15 protein-coding genes are annotated in these 15,449 nt (G+C 62.8%); 3 read left to right on the forward strand and 12 right to left on the reverse strand.

What is annotated here, in order from left to right:
* Positions 1 to 138: 138 nt before the first annotated feature.
* Positions 139 to 654 carry a hypothetical protein gene (locus QQK18_RS00005; RefSeq protein WP_284338216.1) on the reverse strand — a complete coding sequence of 172 codons (516 nt, stop codon included), beginning with the start codon at positions 652 to 654 and terminating at the stop codon, positions 139 to 141.
* Between the two features lie 302 nt (positions 655 to 956).
* Complete coding sequence (locus QQK18_RS00010) at positions 957 to 1,904, reverse strand: helix-turn-helix transcriptional regulator (protein ID WP_284338217.1); 948 nt, start codon at positions 1,902 to 1,904, stop codon at positions 957 to 959.
* A 187-nt stretch (positions 1,905 to 2,091) separates the two neighbouring features.
* Here QQK18_RS00010 and QQK18_RS00015 point away from each other — a divergent pair, with 187 nt between their 5' ends.
* Positions 2,092 to 2,757, forward strand: coding sequence for an SDR family NAD(P)-dependent oxidoreductase (locus tag QQK18_RS00015; protein ID WP_284338218.1), 666 nt, complete (start codon positions 2,092 to 2,094; stop codon positions 2,755 to 2,757).
* A gap of 94 nt (positions 2,758 to 2,851) precedes the next feature.
* Here QQK18_RS00015 and QQK18_RS00020 read toward each other — a convergent pair whose 3' ends face one another.
* On the reverse strand, positions 2,852 to 2,974 hold the full coding sequence (locus QQK18_RS00020) for a hypothetical protein (RefSeq protein ID WP_284338219.1): 123 nt from the start codon (positions 2,972 to 2,974) through the stop codon (positions 2,852 to 2,854).
* Positions 2,975 to 3,106: 132 nt separating this feature from the next.
* Here QQK18_RS00020 and QQK18_RS00025 point away from each other — a divergent pair, with 132 nt between their 5' ends.
* The gene (locus tag QQK18_RS00025) at positions 3,107 to 3,730 is read left to right on the forward strand and encodes a glutathione S-transferase family protein (RefSeq protein WP_284338220.1); all 624 of its coding nucleotides are present in this window, start codon (positions 3,107 to 3,109) and stop codon (positions 3,728 to 3,730) included.
* Between the two features lie 371 nt (positions 3,731 to 4,101).
* Here the strand turns inward: QQK18_RS00025 and QQK18_RS00030 are convergent, their stop codons facing one another.
* Positions 4,102 to 4,683 carry a hypothetical protein gene (locus tag QQK18_RS00030; protein WP_284338221.1) on the reverse strand — a complete coding sequence of 194 codons (582 nt, stop codon included), beginning with the start codon at positions 4,681 to 4,683 and terminating at the stop codon, positions 4,102 to 4,104.
* Positions 4,684 to 5,027: 344 nt separating this feature from the next.
* On the opposite strand from QQK18_RS00030, the gene QQK18_RS00035 reads away from it, so the two are divergent.
* On the forward strand, positions 5,028 to 5,507 hold the full coding sequence (locus tag QQK18_RS00035) for a c-type cytochrome domain-containing protein (RefSeq protein WP_284338222.1): 480 nt from the start codon (positions 5,028 to 5,030) through the stop codon (positions 5,505 to 5,507).
* A gap of 33 nt (positions 5,508 to 5,540) precedes the next feature.
* On the opposite strand, the gene QQK18_RS00040 is transcribed toward QQK18_RS00035, so the two are convergent.
* From QQK18_RS00040 to QQK18_RS00080, 8 genes are all read right to left on the reverse strand, one after another.
* On the reverse strand, positions 5,541 to 7,838 hold the full coding sequence (locus QQK18_RS00040) for a Tex family protein (RefSeq protein ID WP_284338223.1): 2,298 nt from the start codon (positions 7,836 to 7,838) through the stop codon (positions 5,541 to 5,543).
* A gap of 129 nt (positions 7,839 to 7,967) precedes the next feature.
* A complete protein-coding gene (locus QQK18_RS00045) occupies positions 7,968 to 8,897 on the reverse strand; it encodes a DMT family transporter (protein ID WP_284338224.1) in 930 nt (309 codons plus the stop codon).
* On the reverse strand, positions 8,894 to 10,126 hold the full coding sequence (locus tag QQK18_RS00050) for an aminotransferase class V-fold PLP-dependent enzyme (RefSeq protein WP_284338225.1): 1,233 nt from the start codon (positions 10,124 to 10,126) through the stop codon (positions 8,894 to 8,896). Before QQK18_RS00050 ends, QQK18_RS00045 begins: the two co-directional genes overlap by 4 nt.
* Positions 10,127 to 10,326: 200 nt before the next feature.
* Entirely contained in the window at positions 10,327 to 10,980 is a 654-nt protein-coding gene (locus QQK18_RS00055) for a Spy/CpxP family protein refolding chaperone (RefSeq protein WP_284338226.1), read from the reverse strand.
* Between the two features lie 177 nt (positions 10,981 to 11,157).
* Positions 11,158 to 11,835 carry a hypothetical protein gene (locus tag QQK18_RS00060; RefSeq protein WP_284338227.1) on the reverse strand — a complete coding sequence of 226 codons (678 nt, stop codon included), beginning with the start codon at positions 11,833 to 11,835 and terminating at the stop codon, positions 11,158 to 11,160.
* A 658-nt stretch (positions 11,836 to 12,493) separates the two neighbouring features.
* Positions 12,494 to 13,315, reverse strand: coding sequence for a family 16 glycosylhydrolase (locus QQK18_RS00070; protein ID WP_284338228.1), 822 nt, complete (start codon positions 13,313 to 13,315; stop codon positions 12,494 to 12,496).
* A gap of 110 nt (positions 13,316 to 13,425) precedes the next feature.
* The gene (locus QQK18_RS00075; protein WP_284338229.1) at positions 13,426 to 14,271 is read right to left on the reverse strand and encodes a galactosyl transferase; all 846 of its coding nucleotides are present in this window, start codon (positions 14,269 to 14,271) and stop codon (positions 13,426 to 13,428) included.
* 116 nt (positions 14,272 to 14,387) lie between these two features.
* Complete coding sequence (locus QQK18_RS00080) at positions 14,388 to 15,413, reverse strand: polysaccharide pyruvyl transferase family protein (RefSeq protein WP_284338230.1); 1,026 nt, start codon at positions 15,411 to 15,413, stop codon at positions 14,388 to 14,390.
* Between the last annotated feature and the right edge of the window lie 36 nt (positions 15,414 to 15,449).

The following is a 15,449-nucleotide window of genomic DNA, read 5'->3' on the forward strand; positions in this document are numbered from 1 at the left end:
CATGCGACACCTCCCCATCCTCTCAGATTAGAGGTGTTGCGATGACCGGTTGAACTCACCGGTGGATAACGGTTAGATTCGGCGTAAAGAGTGACAGAAGCTGACAAAGACACTTTTGGACCAGGTTATCAGCTCATCTCATAGGCTGGGTCCGATATTGATGGTGGCGGACGAGCCTACTTGAGTGAGGGAATATTGGAGTTTCCCTCGTGTCCACCAAGCCGATATCATTTCTATGGCATCATTCTCCTCGAGACTGTCCGGCTCACCGAGACGCTCCGACAGGGCACTCAGAACCCCGGCAGGTTCCGTTGTTGAATACGCGCATGCTTTGTGTTCGTTTGGACCGGCCGCTATCCAAAACGACAGGGACTCGTCTCCACCAGCCTGCTCTCGCCGCCAGCCGACAAGTTCAACCGTGCCGCCATTATAGGCGACAAAATTCGTACGCCATTCCTCTGTTTCAGTGTCGGCAAGGCGCTGCCAGCCAAGCTCGTCCCCCTTCGCTGAGGCCGCCTCTACAGTGCGCGCCTCACATATATCGAGAAGGCGGTCCACGGTCATGTCCATCGGCATCGCTACAGCTGCTCCCACGCCAGAAAGTAAACCGCAAATGCCGCTGATTGCGATGCGCATGACCGGTACGCTTTTCATCCTCGACCTCAGAAATTATCGACAACATATCGTCATTCTCAGAAATTCGTGGATCAAGATAACAGCACTCCGCAACGTCCGCTTTAAGCGTCCTCGCTTCCTGCGAGGAATGGCCGTCAAGGGGTCGGCAGCTGCCGGACGGCAACGCGCCCCATTTCGGTCATTTCGAACGCTTCAGCCATCGTCCCGAAAGCTGCCATTCGATAGCTGCTCTGCCGATGTCTAGCGTGGGGTGGCGATCGGTCGGCGTGCTCGTGGCAGTGGACGATCAGAGCCGACGCGCACAGAAGGCTGCTTCTTGATCAGGCGATGGCGCCTTCAAATTCCTCTGCCGCCATGCCGGGCAAAGCCGTTGGCGTGTCGCGCGCATAGCGCGCCGGCGACATGCCGACGTCGCGCGTGAACGCCACGCTGAAGGCGCTGGCCGAGCGGTATCCTACCTGCCGGGCAATTTCGCTCACGCTCCCCTCTCGCTTGCGCAACAGGTCCTTGGCCAGGGCCAGCCGCCACGCCGTTAGATATTCCATCGGCGCCATACCCACTGCGTTCCGGAACCGCGCATGGAAACCCGACCGGGACAAAGCTGCCTCCCGCGCCAATTCGGCCACCGTCCAGCTGCGCTCGGGCCTGGTATGCATGCCTCTGATCGCCACGGCCAGCCGATCGTCCGACAGGCCGCGCAGCAAACCCGGTGAGTCGCCCAGCTCGGCTGTCGACCGCAGCGCCTCGATCAGCAGCACTTCCAGCAGATGCTGCAACACCACTTCCCGCCCCGGCTTGCTGCCCACTGCCTCGTCGCCCAACAATTCCATCAGCATGGCCAGACGATGCTCGCCCCGCACCACCACCAGTCCGGGCAGCAGCGACGACAGCAAGGTCGCATCGTCGGACTGGAAAGCGCAGTAGCCCACAAGCGCCCGCATATCGATCGGCCCATCAATGTTGCCGACGCGATAGCCACCCCCGGGCAGGATGACCGGATCGATCACCATGTCATTGTCACCGCTAGGCACGTCACTCCACATCATAAAGTCCTGCGCGAAGGGGATCAGGATGAAATCGCCAGCATTGACGATGACCTCGCCGCTTTGGTGATCCCTGTAACGCAGGCTCCCCTTGAGCACCGCGACATAATAGGGATTAGGCGATTGCGTCCGCCGCACACGCCATGCCCCCGATCCAGTGACGCATTTGGAAAACGGTGCGCCCGGCTGCAGCAAGCCAACAATCTGCGCAAGGGGATCAGCCATTCTGGACTCACTCGAAAAAATCTTGGACATTTAAATATAGAACGTCCAACCATCATGACCATCTCCTGTTCGGCCAATCAAGAACAGGATCATGCCATGACTGAAAACTCACGCATCGCACTCGTTACCGGCGCCAATCAGGCATCGGGCTTCAGATCGCGACCGACCTCGCCGCCACGGGCTTACCGTGCTGCTCGCCTCGCGCAATCTCGACCGCGGCAAATCGGCAGCTCAAACCATTGACGGCGATGTTCATCCCATCCAACTCGACGTCACCGACGAGGCGTCGATCCGCGCTGCTGTCGCGCAAGTCGAACGGCAATTTGGCCACCTCGACATTCTCGTCAACAATGCCGCCATTTCCCGGGCTAATGGCCAGGAAAGCGAGACCATGCAGGACTATATCCAGCGCTCGCGGGCCACACTTATCTCGATGGACGAGGTGCGCACCATCTGGGAAACCAATGTTTTCGGCGTCCTCGTCGTGACCCAGGCCTTTGTGCCCCTGCTGCGCAAGTCGCAAGGCGCACGCATTGTCAACGTCTCGAGCGGCCTCGGCTCGCTCACCATCAACTCTACGCCAAATCCCTACCGAGCGACCTTCAACCCCGGCTACGGCGCGTCCAAAACCGCGCTCAACGCCATTACGCTGGCCTTTGCCATCGATCTTGAGGCCGAAGGTATCAAGGTCAACGCCGTGACCCCCGGTTTCACCCGCACCGCCCTCAACAATTACGAGGGCACCGAAACCGTCAAGCAGGGTGCCGCCGAAGCCGTCCGCGTCGCTCTCCTCGGCGGCGACGGCCCGACCGGTACATTCACGGGGTCGATCAACGAAACCTACCCCTGGTAGTCGAAGCAAGTGTCCGCCGGCGCTGCGGCGGCTTTGGCTATAAAGCTCCACCACCGCGATGTCATCCTCTCGCCTCGACGCACTGCTGTCCGGTTTAGAGGCTCTCGCTGCACAGGATGATGGCGGCGTTGGCAGGCGGCGCATGCTGCTGGCCGATGGCCTGGAGGCTGAAGGCGACGGCGGTCGAGAGGACGCCGCGTAGGCGATCTCGATCCATCCGAGCGTGAGCACAGAAAGATTCGGCACCTCGAAAAACGGCACCAATCCGCAGAGGGTGCTGCATCCCCGGACGTCGGCCGGTTGCCCTTTGTTTCGTTCCTGATATGTTCGGGTCAGGAGGCCTCGGGCTTTGGCAGAAATCATCCTCTACGCCTCGATAGCGTCGCGCTCGATCGCGGCATACTGGATCCTCGAGGAGCTCGGGGTCCCCTACCGCGTAGTCGACACGGATCTACTCGAAGGCAAGCAGAAGCGGCCGGAGTATCTCGCGATCAATCCGGACGCGCGGGTGCCCGCGATCAATATCGATGGCGTCGTGGTCACCGAGCGGCCAGCGATCATCGGACTGCTCGCGGACCGGTTCGGCTACGGGACGCTGGCGCCGAAGATCGAGGCGCCGGAGCGCGGGCCGTATCTCAAGTGGCTGACTTACGCGACCGGAGTGCTCGATCCGGCGATTGCAGTGCATCTCACGGGGCTTAAGGAGCCGCTCAAAGAACAGACGTGGGACGGGATCGATCATGTGGAGAAGCGGCTCGCAGATACTTTGACGTCGCCCGGACCATGGCTGCTGGGCGATTGGTTCACCGCCGCAGACGTGATGATTGGGGGGATCGTCGTTGCGGTAGTGTACAACAAGCTGATCCCGGAGAAAGAAGCAATCTGGGACTATTCGCGCCGGATCATGAAGCGGCCGGCGTTTCAGCGGGCCAGAGATTTGACCTGGCCGCCGAGCAAGTTTCCGACCGGCTAAACCGCTGCGAGAGTCTCGAGCGATGTAGCACCCTTGCTGGTTGGTGCCCGATCAGCCAAGTCAATCGTGTGCAGTGATTGCGCTTTGACGGCCCGTGGCTACCCGCCCGTGCCTGAAAACTTCCTGTCTGAAAGCGGCCAGCGGCGCGCCTATGAGGACTACGGCCTGGATCCCGCCTCCGCCGCTAGAGCCGGCATGCGCCGCGCAAAGAGCACCGGCAGGTACACCGGGTCATGGGCACGCCGATCCAGATGATCGGATGCGGTCAGGTCCCCAGCATAAAGGCGCGCGGAACCTCCGGCGGAGCGCATCCAGCGAGCGCCCCGCCGGGACGCTTTTCAGCTGCGGCTCGCTTTTGCGAGGGCCATCACTCAGTGCGCGGCGTGCACGCAGCTGACGGCCGCGTTGAAGGGCATGAGCATGCCGGAGGGGTTGTCGCGCCAGAGCCAGACATGTTGATCCCAGTGCGGTGAAAATCCGTGCGCCTCGTCACCTGGGGTGGCGGGATCGTCGGCCATATGGTCCCATGTGCGCCCGTTGAGCACGGGCGCATCAGCATAGCCGGCCGCTTTCCAGGCGGCCTCGAAGACGAGGTTCTCCATGCCCACAAGCACGAGCGAGCCGTCCGCCTGCGGTTCGTAGATCAGGATGGCGGGGCTGTTCCAGTCGGTATGCGTGCCGGTGCCGTCCACCCGCGGATCGGTCGCGGTGATCTGTAGAAGCCCGGGATGGATGTAGTGGATACCCATGGCCCCAAGCTCGGCCGGAAGCCCCTCGCCTTCGGCTGAGACGCAGTGGTTGTCGGGCGTGATATAACCTTCTGCCAATGCGACATCCACGTCCTGGTACTTCTCAAAGGCGATGCGCAGCTGATCGAGGTCGACGTCTTCGGCGTGCACTGCCGTAGGCAACGCTAGAGCGAGCGACAAGGCGCAAACTATTGCCGTCTTCATTTGGTGGTCCTCCCTGTACGGACCGCATTGGCCCGCACTTTAAATCATAATACAAGTAGAGTGGCGATCCACACGAAATCGACGAAGGAAAACAACTTCGTCATTCAAATAATGCGTCAACCTTTCTGTCGTGATTATGCGGAGGTAACATGAGGACCCATGTTTAGGCCGGGTTTTCGTGATAGTGTGCTGCGGCCGTCAAGAGCATTTCGCGTTGCGATGGGATCGGAACGCGCGCTTCTCAAGTCTTTGAATTATCGCGTGTTCGAACCGCAAAATGCTGACCGCTTGCTCCAGGAGAGACGGACATGGGCCTGTGGACGCAACCGAGAAGGTGGACGCCCATGACCTGCGCACTCCCGTCCGCCACCGCTGTCCCAAGGATGTCGAGGCGCGGCTGGCGTCACATTGGCCCTTGCCCGGCCGTCCTTACCTTTTTCATCGCCATTGCAGGAAGCGCACCGCTCGCCCAGGAGGCGCCTCCCGGCTGGCCCGCTATTGCCGCGCTCTTTGTCGAGCGCTGCGTCATGTGCCACTCCGGTGAGCATGCAGCGGTCGAGCTGCACCTGGACAGCTACGAAGGCGCCACAACAGGCAGCAAGAACGGTCCCGTACTTATCCCCGGCGACGCAGCTTCCAGCGAGTTGATGCGCCGCGTGCTCGGCGAGAGCCAACCGCGGATGCCGTTCCTGGGTTACCCGTTGGAAGCAGACGAGATTGCTTTGCTCGAGTATTGGATCGAGGCGGGGCTGCCTGAGGGTGAGACGGTCTCTGCAACGAAGACGTTGCCCGCCCCTGCCTTGGCCGAAGAGTCGAACAAGTAGGCTGGAGGGGGCAGGGACCTGCGGTATTGCCCGCTACTTCTTGTTGCGCATGGCTTGGTTGAGTATGTCGCCAAGGGAGCCGGTGCTGCGGGGGACTTCTTTGGGTGCGCGCTGGTTGGCGCGGAGGGGCTGGTCGCGGGGGCGTTCACGCGGTGCGGTGTTTTCGATTTCCTTGCGCATGGTGAGGCCGATGCGCTTGCGCGGCACGTCGACTTCGACGACGCGCACCTTGACCACGTCGCCCGCCTTGACGACCTCGTGGGGATCCTTGACGAACTTGTCGGCCAACTGGGAGATGTGCACCAGCCCGTCCTGATGCACGCCGATATCGACGAACGCTCCAAAGGCGGCGACGTTGGTGACGGTGCCTTCCAGCATCATGCCGGGCTTGAGATCCTTGATATCGTCGACGCCCTCGGCAAATGTCGCGGTCTTGAAGGCGGGGCGGGGGTCGCGGCCGGGCTTTTCCAGTTCGGTGAGGATGTCGCGCACTGTCGGCAGTCCGAAGCGGTCGTCGACGAAGGTTCTGGGATCGAGGCCTGAGAGGGCCGATTTGTCGCCCATGATGGCACGCAGATCCCGCCCACAGGCGGCAACGATCCTGCGGGCGAGGCCATAGGCTTCAGGGTGCACCGAGGACGCATCGAGCGGCTCGGTGCCGTCGGTGATGCGCAGGAACCCGGCACTCTGCTCGAAGGTGCGCTGGCCGAGGCGCGCCACGTCGAGCAGCGCCTTGCGGGAGCGGAACGGGCCATTGGCGTCGCGGTGCGCAACGATCGCTTCGGCAACCGAGGGTCCGAGGCCCGAGATGCGCGCGAGCAGCGGCGCGGAGGCGGTGTTGAGGTCGACGCCCACGGCGTTCACCGCGTCTTCGATCACGGCGTCGAGCGAGCGGCCAAGGCGGTATTGGTCGACATCGTGCTGGTATTGGCCAACGCCGATGGCCTTGGGCTCGATCTTGACGAGTTCCGCCAGGGGGTCCTGCAGACGCCGGGCGATGGAGACCGCGCCACGCAGCGACACGTCGAGATCGGGGAACTCGGCCGCCGCCAGCTCGGACGCTGAATAGACCGATGCGCCGGCCTCGGAAACGATGACCTTGGTCGGCTTGGGCGCGGGCAGGCGCTCGATGAGGTCGGCGACCAGCTTTTCGGTTTCGCGGCTGCCGGTGCCATTGCCGATGGCGATGAGCTGCACGCCATGCCTTTTGATGAGCGCCTGAATGGCTGCCTGGGATCCCATCACGTCGTTGCGGGGCGGGAAGGGGTAAATCGTCTCAGTATCAAGCACCTTGCCAGTGGCATCGATCACCGCGACCTTGACGCCGGTGCGGATGCCGGGATCGAGGCCCATGGTGGGGCGGGCACCGGCGGGGGCCGCCAGCAGCAGGTCTTTCAGGTTGCGGGCGAAAACGCCGATGGCCTCGACTTCGGCGCGCTCGCGCAGTTCGACCATGAGGTCGACCGAGAGCGAGATTCGCAGGCGCGTGCGCCAGGCCCAGGCAGCCACTTCGCGCAGCCACTTGTCGCCCACGCCATTGCCCTTCGCATCGAGTGCGCCAATAACGAGACGCTCGGCGGGTTTGATCGGATCGGTGACGTCGGTATCCACCTCGATATCGAGGCTGAGGATGTCCTCGTCGCGGCCGCGCATCATGGCGAGTGCGCGGTGGCCGGCGACCTTGTTCCAGCGTTCGGAATGGTCGAAGTAGTCGGAGAATTTGGCGCCAGCTTCTTCCTTGCCCTTGAGCACCCTCGCGCAGAGCATGGCCTTGTCGCGCATATAAGCTCGCAACTGGCCAAGCAGGGTGGCGTTTTCCGCAAGGCCCTCGATGACGATGTCGCGCGCGCCTTCAAGCGCTTCCTTGGTTCCGGGAACCTCCTGGGTGATGTAGCCTTCGGCAAGCAGCACGGGATCGGCGCTGCGATTGGCAAGGATGCCTTCGGCCAGCGGGCCCAGACCACGCTCGCGGGCAATTTCGGCCTTGGTGCGGCGCTTGGGCTTGAATGGCAGATAGAGGTCTTCGAGCTCTGCCTTGGTGGCGGCGCCGATGATGGCGGCGGTGAGGTCCGGGGTGAGCTTGCCCTGCTCGTCGATGGATTTGAGGATCGCTGCGCGGCGGGATTCCAGTTCGCGCAGATAGGTCAGCCGCTCGGCCAGCAGGCGCAACTGCGTATCATCCAACCCGCCGGTCGCTTCCTTGCGGTAGCGTGCGATGAATGGCACCGTCGCGCCGCCATCGAGAAGTTCTACGGCGGCGCGCACCTGCTCGGGGCGGGCGGCGACCTCGGTGGCGAGCTGGGCGGCGATGCGGGTGTCGAGTTCGGACATGACTCTACTTCTTAGGTTCAGCTGGCGCGACCATACTCGCCTCGGGGCGAAGCTCACACCCAGCGCGGGACGATTTCCTCAAATTGCCGGAATGGCGACGGGCTCAATGCCCGGAGCGAGCGGCGCGCCCTATGGCCTCGATGCGGTCTCCGCCGCTAAACCCGGCATGCGCCGCGCAAAGAGCACCGGCATGGTCTCGACGAGCACGATGGCGAGGAAAATCAGCGCGGCGCCGAGATAGCCGATGGCGGCGAGCCGCTCGCCGAGCAGCAGGGCCGCACCCAATGCGGCAAACAGGCTTTCGCTGGAGAGGATGATCGCGGCGTTGGCGGGCGGCACGTGCTGCTGGCCGATGGCTTGGAGGCTGAAGGCGAGGGCGGTCGAGAGCACGCCGGCGTAGACGATCTCGACCCATCCGAGCGCGATGCCGGAAAGGTCCGGCACCTCGAAGAAGGGCACGAGCAGCGCGCAGAGAATGCCGCAGCCGGTAAAGCTGATGGCTGAGATGAAGACCGGCAGGCCCGTCTGGCGCGCGACGATGCCGAGGGTGAAGACCTGCACGGCCCAGAACATGGCGCAGGCGATCATCAGCATGTCACCGGCATTGAGCGCGTCTAGCCGGCCGCCGTTGAGAAGATACACACCGGCGAGCGCCATGGGCACGCCGATCCAGATGATCGGATGCGGCCAGGTCCGCAGCACGAGAGCGGCGAGGAGCGGCGTGAACAACACATAGAGTGCCGTCAGGAACCCGGCATTGGTGACGGTGGTGACGGTCAGCCCCACCTGCTGAAGCACCGAGCCGGCAAAGAAGGCAGCGCTGAGGATCGCGATCAGCACCCATCGGCGGCCGGTGACGCGCGCCTTGCGCTGGCGATATTCCCAGACGGCGAACGGCAGGACCACCAGGCCGCCGAGCAGGAAGCGCAGGGCCGAAAAGGTGAGCGGGCCCATCACGTCCATCGCCGTCTTCTGGGCGATGAAGGCAAAGCCCCAGATGGCCGTGGTGACGAGCAGCAGCAGGGTTGCGACGGGCCGGCTCAGACGCATGCTGGTCATGCAAGCTCGGCCTCCAGGGCCACGATCAGCCGCTCGATCTCGGCGGGGGTGGTGTAGTGGGTGAACGAGACGCGCAGTACGCCGTGAGCCGGATCGATGCCCATCGCCTCGAGCAGGCGGTAGGCATAGAAGTGCCCGCCGCTCGCCATGATGCCGTGCCTTACCAGGCGTTTGGCAACCTGCGCGCCCGGCTTGTCGAGAGCTAGCGAGACTGTGGGTGCGCGGATCGCGGCGTCGGTGGGCCCGATGATGCGCAGATCGGTCCTTGCCCGCAGGAACGCGAAGAGCGGCTCGGCGAGCGCCATCTCCTGGGCGCGCATGGCGGCATGGGCGCGGCGGAACGGCGTTGCCCCGTCGACCGCCTCGCCGGCGACCTCGGCGACGAACTCGAGATAGTCGGCGATGCCGGCGCAGGCGGCGATCTGGGCGTGGTCGGGGCCGGCCGGCGTCAGCCGGCAGCGCAGCTTGTCGTCGTTGAAAAAGTGCCCCTGGTTCGGCAGTTGCGCGGCCAGCGACGGGCGGATGGCCATGATGCCCTGTTGCGGCCCGTAGACCTTGTAGGCGGAAAAGAAATAGATGTCGGCGCCGAGACTGGCGAGGTCAGGCGGGCCGTGCGGCGCATAGCTTACGCCGTCGATGACGGTCACCGCGCCGACGGCGCGGGCGCGCGCGGCGATCCCGGCGACGGGATTGATCTCGCCGGCGATGTTGGAACAGTGCGGGGCGGCGACGAGCCTCACCTTCTGGTCGAGCAGCGCCTCAAGCCCGGCGATGTCGAGCCGGCCGGTTTGCGCGTCCACGCGCCACTCGCGCACCTCGATGCCTTTGGCGGCAAGCCGCCGCCAGGCGCCGGTATTGGCCTCGTGGTCCTGGTTGGTGACGACGATCGCGTCTCCGGCCTTCAGCCATTCGCCGAACGCCTGGCCCAGCACATAGGTGTTGGCCGAGGTCGACGGGCCGAAATGGATCCAGTCGGCCGTCACGTTGATGGCAGCAGCGATGCGCTCGAAGGCGAGGTCCATTGCCTCGCCCGCCGCGATCGAAGCGGGGTAGACGCCATAGGGCTGCACCTTGGTGCGCCGATAGAAGCCTTCGAGGCGGGTCAGCACCTGCAGGGCCGTATAGGAGCCGCCGGCGTTCTCGAAGAAGGCCTGGCCTTCGAGCGAAGGTTCGGCGAAGGCGGGGAAGGCGGCACGGATGCGAGCCGGATCGAGGGGCAGGGCGGTCATCGGGATCCAATCGAAAAGAGCGCCGATTGGTATGCGAGACGCCCGCGTGCCGCAAGCGGCAAGAGAACGCCCCGGCGTCCTTGCGGAACACCGGGGCGGGCGCGGCCCGATACAGGAGAACGTTCTCGGTCCGCGCCGTTCGCCGCGCCGCCGGGTGAGGGTCGTTTAGGGCGGTGGCGGCGCGGCGGAACGAGTTGCGATCAGCCTTGCGTCGATTGCGCGTCCGGGGCGGGAAGTTCGGGCGCGTTCGGTCCGCCGGGAATACCCGGACGCTGCATATGCATGCGGCGCGGCGCCAGTTCAGCCTTCTGCTCGTCGGTCAGGCTGTTGAAGAAGGCCTCGAACGCGGGCTGTACGGTCTGCATCGCCTCAAGCCGGGCAGTTTCGAGGGTGATGCGGTTGTCAAACATCGTCAGCATGTCCGGCAGTTCCGCCGGCTCGGCCTCACGGTCGGGACGCAGGCCCTCGGTGGCGGCGGCGAAATCGGCCTGAGCCGCCAGCGCGTCGGTCTTCAAGGTGTCGAACAGCTGGCGCTGCTCATCGGACATGTCGATGGCGTAGGAGAGCCGTACGAAGGCAATCTCCAGCGCCTCGGCGCTGCCGAAGTTGAGAAGGCCGGCGCCATGCGGACCGTGACCGCCCAGGCCGCCCATGTGACGCATCATCATCATGCGGCGTTCGAACTTGCCGTCGTGGTCGCCGTGGGGAAAGCGCTTGGCCATCTCGCCATGCGCCTGGGGTACTTCCACCTGCTGTGCCGGTACGGTCTGCGCGTAGGCAGCGGGCGCAAGAGCGGCAACGCCGACACTAGCGGTCATCAGTGCCACAAGGGCGGTCTTGGAGATCGTCTTCATGGGGGGTCTCGTCCTTTGCATGGGAGCTGGTTGGTTCCAGCACCATGACGCTATCCCCGGCCGGTTCTTCCGATCATTGCGGGCGCATGAAAGGTTCGTAGGGTTGGTAAGGTGTGGCTGCCCGCGGAAGCCGGTTTCCTGCCGGTGGGGATCCACGCAAACCGGCGTCGTGCCTGGTCAGTAGCTGCCGGAAGAGCGCGTCGGGTTTGCGATCCTTGCTCCAGCATTTGGCCGAAGAAGCGCGGACACCGCCAGGATCAACACGATGCTGGCGGAGAATTCGAGCACTTCTTCCAAGACCGCTGCCTTATGCGACGTTGTGAGATCGAGGATCACGGCGCTTGCGAGTATGCCAACTGCCACGACCAGGCGAAACTCGAACGCCCGCGAAAGAACATGGCTGACGATCGCCAGAGCCCGTTTTCGAAACAGGTACAATAGTGCGACTGCGGTGGACAGCAGCAGCCCCGCGCCTGCGACCGCCAGGAGCACACCCGTGCTTCCTGCGTCTTTCACATGGCGAACGAGGACAATGACGATGTCATGCCCGCCGTCGAACTCGCCGCCACCTCTCATCGGCGGCATCTGGATGCCGAAGATGCGGGCACCAAAACTGATCTCACTGAGGAAGACTATGAGTGACAGCCCGCCCGTTCCGACGAGCAGGCGCCTTTCAGTGCCGGTCAGAAGGACGCTCTTTCGAAAGGCCGTACTCAGCGCGAGCAGTGAGGCTGCCGCAAAGCCCGCGGCGCCCAAGCTCTCTACCGGTCCGTCTTCGACCAACCAATCGTGCCTGGACAGGCCGATGGTGAACAGCAGGATCACACCGGCAGATGTCGCGGCGAAAAACGTCATGTTCTCTCGGCTCATAATTTCTTTCGTTCTCAAGGACCGCAATGTCACAAAACTGTCATGAACTCCCCCAAGCCAAACCAGAATTGCGTTGGAATTGCGTTGGCATCGCCAAAAAGCCGGTGTTCGCCCGGGTCAAGGGTCGCGGAATGACTGCGTTTTGGTTGGAAGCTACGGCTTTAAGGACACCAGCGCCGGGCGTTCTGACTGAATCGCGGAGGTCACTCGCCGTGTTCGCTACCATGCAGCGTTGACGGCGCAGCGGCGCTCTTATTCCATTGGGCCTTCAATTCTGGCAGCCTCAGGTGGGCGAGCCGGCCGGCAAACGCTGGCATCATGTGCATGTGGCGGAACTTGCCATCGACCAAGGCAACGGCGCGCCGCGCTCCGGCTCGCGCATGATGATCGCCGAGATGAAAAAGTGCGCCGAATGCTCCGCGCCGATCCACGCGACAACATTGGCGTCCGCCCCGCCATCGCCGGTTTTGCGAGGCTCGGAGGCGGCGTTTGTGTCCAGGAGATCGTTCAAGACAAGGCGATCCGGCGCGGGCAATCCCGATGCGTGGCCTCATAAGCCATCAGCACATGGGAGGGCTTGCCCGGTCGGTGATGATGATGGCACCAGGCCTTGGGGACCTGCTGGTGACGCTCTATGCCTTTGTCAGTTCAGAGAGGCCTGCTCAGCGCACAATACCGACTCCGGAAACTGGCACTCTTCGCCCTCTGCTGTGTAGGCGACCCAGTCGACCTGCATGGCGATGGGCTCTGTCGGCGCCTTGAACGGGCCCATCCAGTCCGAAAGCTCTTCGGTGCCCCAAAGGCTGAAAAACAGCCGCTGAGGCGTCGTCGGGATTTCCCCTGCCTCGGTGATCGTCCGGATGGGCTGCTTGTTGAGATAGAACGTTATTTTTTCCGGCGTCCATGTCACCGCATAGTCGATGAAGCCGGCATCCGATTTAACGGGCAGAACGTGGTGTTCCCCATTGCCGTTGCCCGGCGTTCCGTCTCCGCTCTTGCCGGAAACGAAGGTCGTGGTCTGCATCACGCCGGTGTCCTTGAGCAGGATTTCGAAGTCGATCTCGTCATGCGGTTTCTGGTTCTCGGGTCCGATATAGGTAAAGAACGCAGCGTTGAGACCCGACCCTGCAGGTGTCTTGATCCGGGCTTCCAACGTCCCATATCCGAGCGTCTCCTGGGTCCGCACTTCACCGCAACGATAGTCGCGCGTCTCGGTCGCTTCGGGAGAGAAACCCACATTGAGCATGCCGTCTATCACCTCGACTTCGCTGCTCTTCCACTCGCAATTCTGGTACGCACCATTTGCCCACCCGTCCGAAGCCTTCCAGAGGGACGTATCGAGCGTATCGAAATTGTCGACGAAGCTCGCCTGCTGCGCCAACGCGGGCTGAACAGAAAGGCCGGCGGCTATTACGAAGAGGCGCCAAAACCGGCTGGGACCGGTACCTAGCTTAAGGTGGGGCATGCTTCATTCCTCGCACTGACGGCATCGATCCGATTTTTAGACCCGACGGAAGGCCTCAATGAGGCCCAGCGATGGCGAGAACCGGTGGCGTGAACACAAACCCATCCGCTCTAGCGTGATTGTTGCTCCAATTGTCCATTTGGCTGAGCGGCCACCGACCCCCCAAAGAACTCGTCGCGCAATGACCGCGTCCGCAGTCGGATTCGCGACAGCCGGACGGTTGACTGCAGCAGATTCCTGTCCTTGGAGAATATCTGGGCCATCAGCCCCGTAGATTTGCTGTGCGCTCCGGCGTGGCCAATTCGATAGACGGCCCCGGGGAATGGCAATTTAGGAAGCGGCATGCCGGCCTGCTGGAGCTTGGCGGGCAGTTCGACGTGGCTTCCAAACATGGACTTCATATAGTCTTCGCTGGCGTCCGCGAAGCTCTCGGGAAGTTCATAGATATCGTTTCGTATGATGTGCGATGTCCCGCAGATCCTCGCGAACTCATCGTGAAGGAAGACGATCCTTGATCCGTCCTCCCAGAGGTACCCGACAGCTATCTGCCAGCCGATCTGCCCTTTATTGGCGCCGACATAGCCGGTCAGGCGGCGGCTGACAAAGTCATCGTCGTCGACGATCATGAAATACGCACTGTCGCGGGCGGCCATCATCCCCGACAACACCCGCCGCCCCTTATCGAGGCGAAACGCGTCGTAGAAGGTTTCCTTGTCGGCGCTGCCCCGTTCATGCAGCACATTGGGAGGGAAACCCACCCGGACGACGTCCCAGTTTGGCGGCATCGCCGGCAAGTCCGCCCCCTCGTTGGCGACGACGACGCCGCGCCAACCAGGCGTATCCTGGGCGGAAACAGAGCGGATGGTTTGCTGCAGCCGCTGCGTGAGCAGCCCCCAATCGGCCGCGTTGTCCTGATGCCTCACCGGGATCACGAATGTGAGCAAGCTGCCCGTCATTCCATTCCTCTCTTGGCCGAGTTTTCGGCTCAATAAATCTGCGCCTAGATCCTTGTTCGATTTACATTGCAAATTGATGTTTCGCCCGAACGAAAATGCAGACGATCCGGCGCAGCCTAGACTTCCAGGGCTTCGTGTCTATCCCGATTACTTTGGTTCGTCTGCGCCCGGGCCCAGGCGATCCCATCATCGAGCGATGCCGCCTTGTATGAGAGTTCGGTTCCGCCCGAAAATGCGGCCATGAACCGCCGCAGCTTGCCGTAGCTGTTGTCGAGGACGGCATGAGGCCGCCCGAGCAGCAGCGAACAGATATGGACGTGCAGGCGATCCGTGACGATGGCGCGCCCTCGGGAAATCTGCCGGATGCCGCGCCGGAAGCGGTTGTGGGCCGCCGCGTCGAGTTTGCGCAACCGCATCTCGGCGGGTTTCAACGTCATCAGCGCCGATGCGGCGCCGAGCGCCTTGGAGATGCGCACGCTCCTGGCGGATTCGGTGATCCAGTCCTCTATCGGAAGGTCGGGATAGGCCGCACGGTCAAACTCAACCGCCTGTTCGAGATCTGCCCGCAGCATTGCCAGCACGGGCAATTCGGGCGCAGCGGGCTGCAGCGCGCCGATAGCGAAGGCCATATCCGGGCAGAGCCGCACCTCACAATCGAAGTGCTTTTGCGCAAAGTGCCTGGATTCTTCATCGCGGACCAGGAGGACGAAGTTCTTGTGCCGCCCGATCCGCCGGGCGCTCTCTTCCATGCGTTGCGGCGATTTATAGTGGATCGATTGGGGAAACTGGATGATCTGGCGGTGGGGAAAGAGCTCAAGCACACGCTCACGGAAATCCTGGTGCACACCCCAAACATCGCCGAAATTGCCGCCGCCGTGGATGAAGATCGGGCCGGTCGGCATGACAAGCTCGAGCTCTTCGGGTGAGAAGTCATGGGTGCGCGAAACATAGGCCGGCTCCTTGCCGTGCCGGTTCTTGAGATAAGCGATTTCACCGAGCCAAATGGCAGAGTCGCCGCAGTTGCGGATGTCGGGAAAGTCGAGGATCGCCACCGGCTCGTCGGCGCGGATATAGTCGCTAAGGCACGCGTCAATCATGTCCTTCAACTTGTCGATCAGGACCAGATTTGAAACCGTCGGCATTTCCTCACACTCCAACTGACTGACACGGCCGGCTTT

The sequence above is a fragment of the Devosia nitrariae genome, assembly GCF_030160115.1.
In the GTDB taxonomy this organism is placed as follows: domain Bacteria; phylum Pseudomonadota; class Alphaproteobacteria; order Rhizobiales; family Devosiaceae; genus Devosia; species Devosia nitrariae.

Bases quoted from the DNA above. Each gene is read 5' to 3' on its own strand.
- QQK18_RS00010 (WP_284338217.1), bottom strand. From the start codon at position 1,904: ATGGCTGATCCCCTTGCGCAGATTGTTGGCTTGCTGCAGCCGGGCGCA.
- QQK18_RS00070 (WP_284338228.1), bottom strand. From the start codon at position 13,315: ATGCCCCACCTTAAGCTAGGTACCGGTCCCAGCCGGTTTTGGCGCCTC.
- QQK18_RS00035 (WP_284338222.1), top strand. From the start codon at position 5,028: ATGACCTGCGCACTCCCGTCCGCCACCGCTGTCCCAAGGATGTCGAGG.
- QQK18_RS00060 (WP_284338227.1), bottom strand. From the start codon at position 11,835: ATGACGTTTTTCGCCGCGACATCTGCCGGTGTGATCCTGCTGTTCACC.
- QQK18_RS00020 (WP_284338219.1), bottom strand. From the start codon at position 2,974: ATGGATCGAGATCGCCTACGCGGCGTCCTCTCGACCGCCGTCGCCTTC.
- QQK18_RS00030 (WP_284338221.1), bottom strand. From the start codon at position 4,683: ATGAAGACGGCAATAGTTTGCGCCTTGTCGCTCGCTCTAGCGTTGCCT.
- QQK18_RS00045 (WP_284338224.1), bottom strand. From the start codon at position 8,897: ATGACCAGCATGCGTCTGAGCCGGCCCGTCGCAACCCTGCTGCTGCTC.
- QQK18_RS00075 (WP_284338229.1), bottom strand. From the start codon at position 14,271: ATGACGGGCAGCTTGCTCACATTCGTGATCCCGGTGAGGCATCAGGAC.
- QQK18_RS00005 (WP_284338216.1), bottom strand. From the start codon at position 654: ATGAAAAGCGTACCGGTCATGCGCATCGCAATCAGCGGCATTTGCGGT.
- QQK18_RS00050 (WP_284338225.1), bottom strand. From the start codon at position 10,126: ATGACCGCCCTGCCCCTCGATCCGGCTCGCATCCGTGCCGCCTTCCCC.
- QQK18_RS00040 (WP_284338223.1), bottom strand. From the start codon at position 7,838: ATGTCCGAACTCGACACCCGCATCGCCGCCCAGCTCGCCACCGAGGTC.
- QQK18_RS00055 (WP_284338226.1), bottom strand. From the start codon at position 10,980: ATGAAGACGATCTCCAAGACCGCCCTTGTGGCACTGATGACCGCTAGT.
- QQK18_RS00080 (WP_284338230.1), bottom strand. From the start codon at position 15,413: ATGCCGACGGTTTCAAATCTGGTCCTGATCGACAAGTTGAAGGACATG.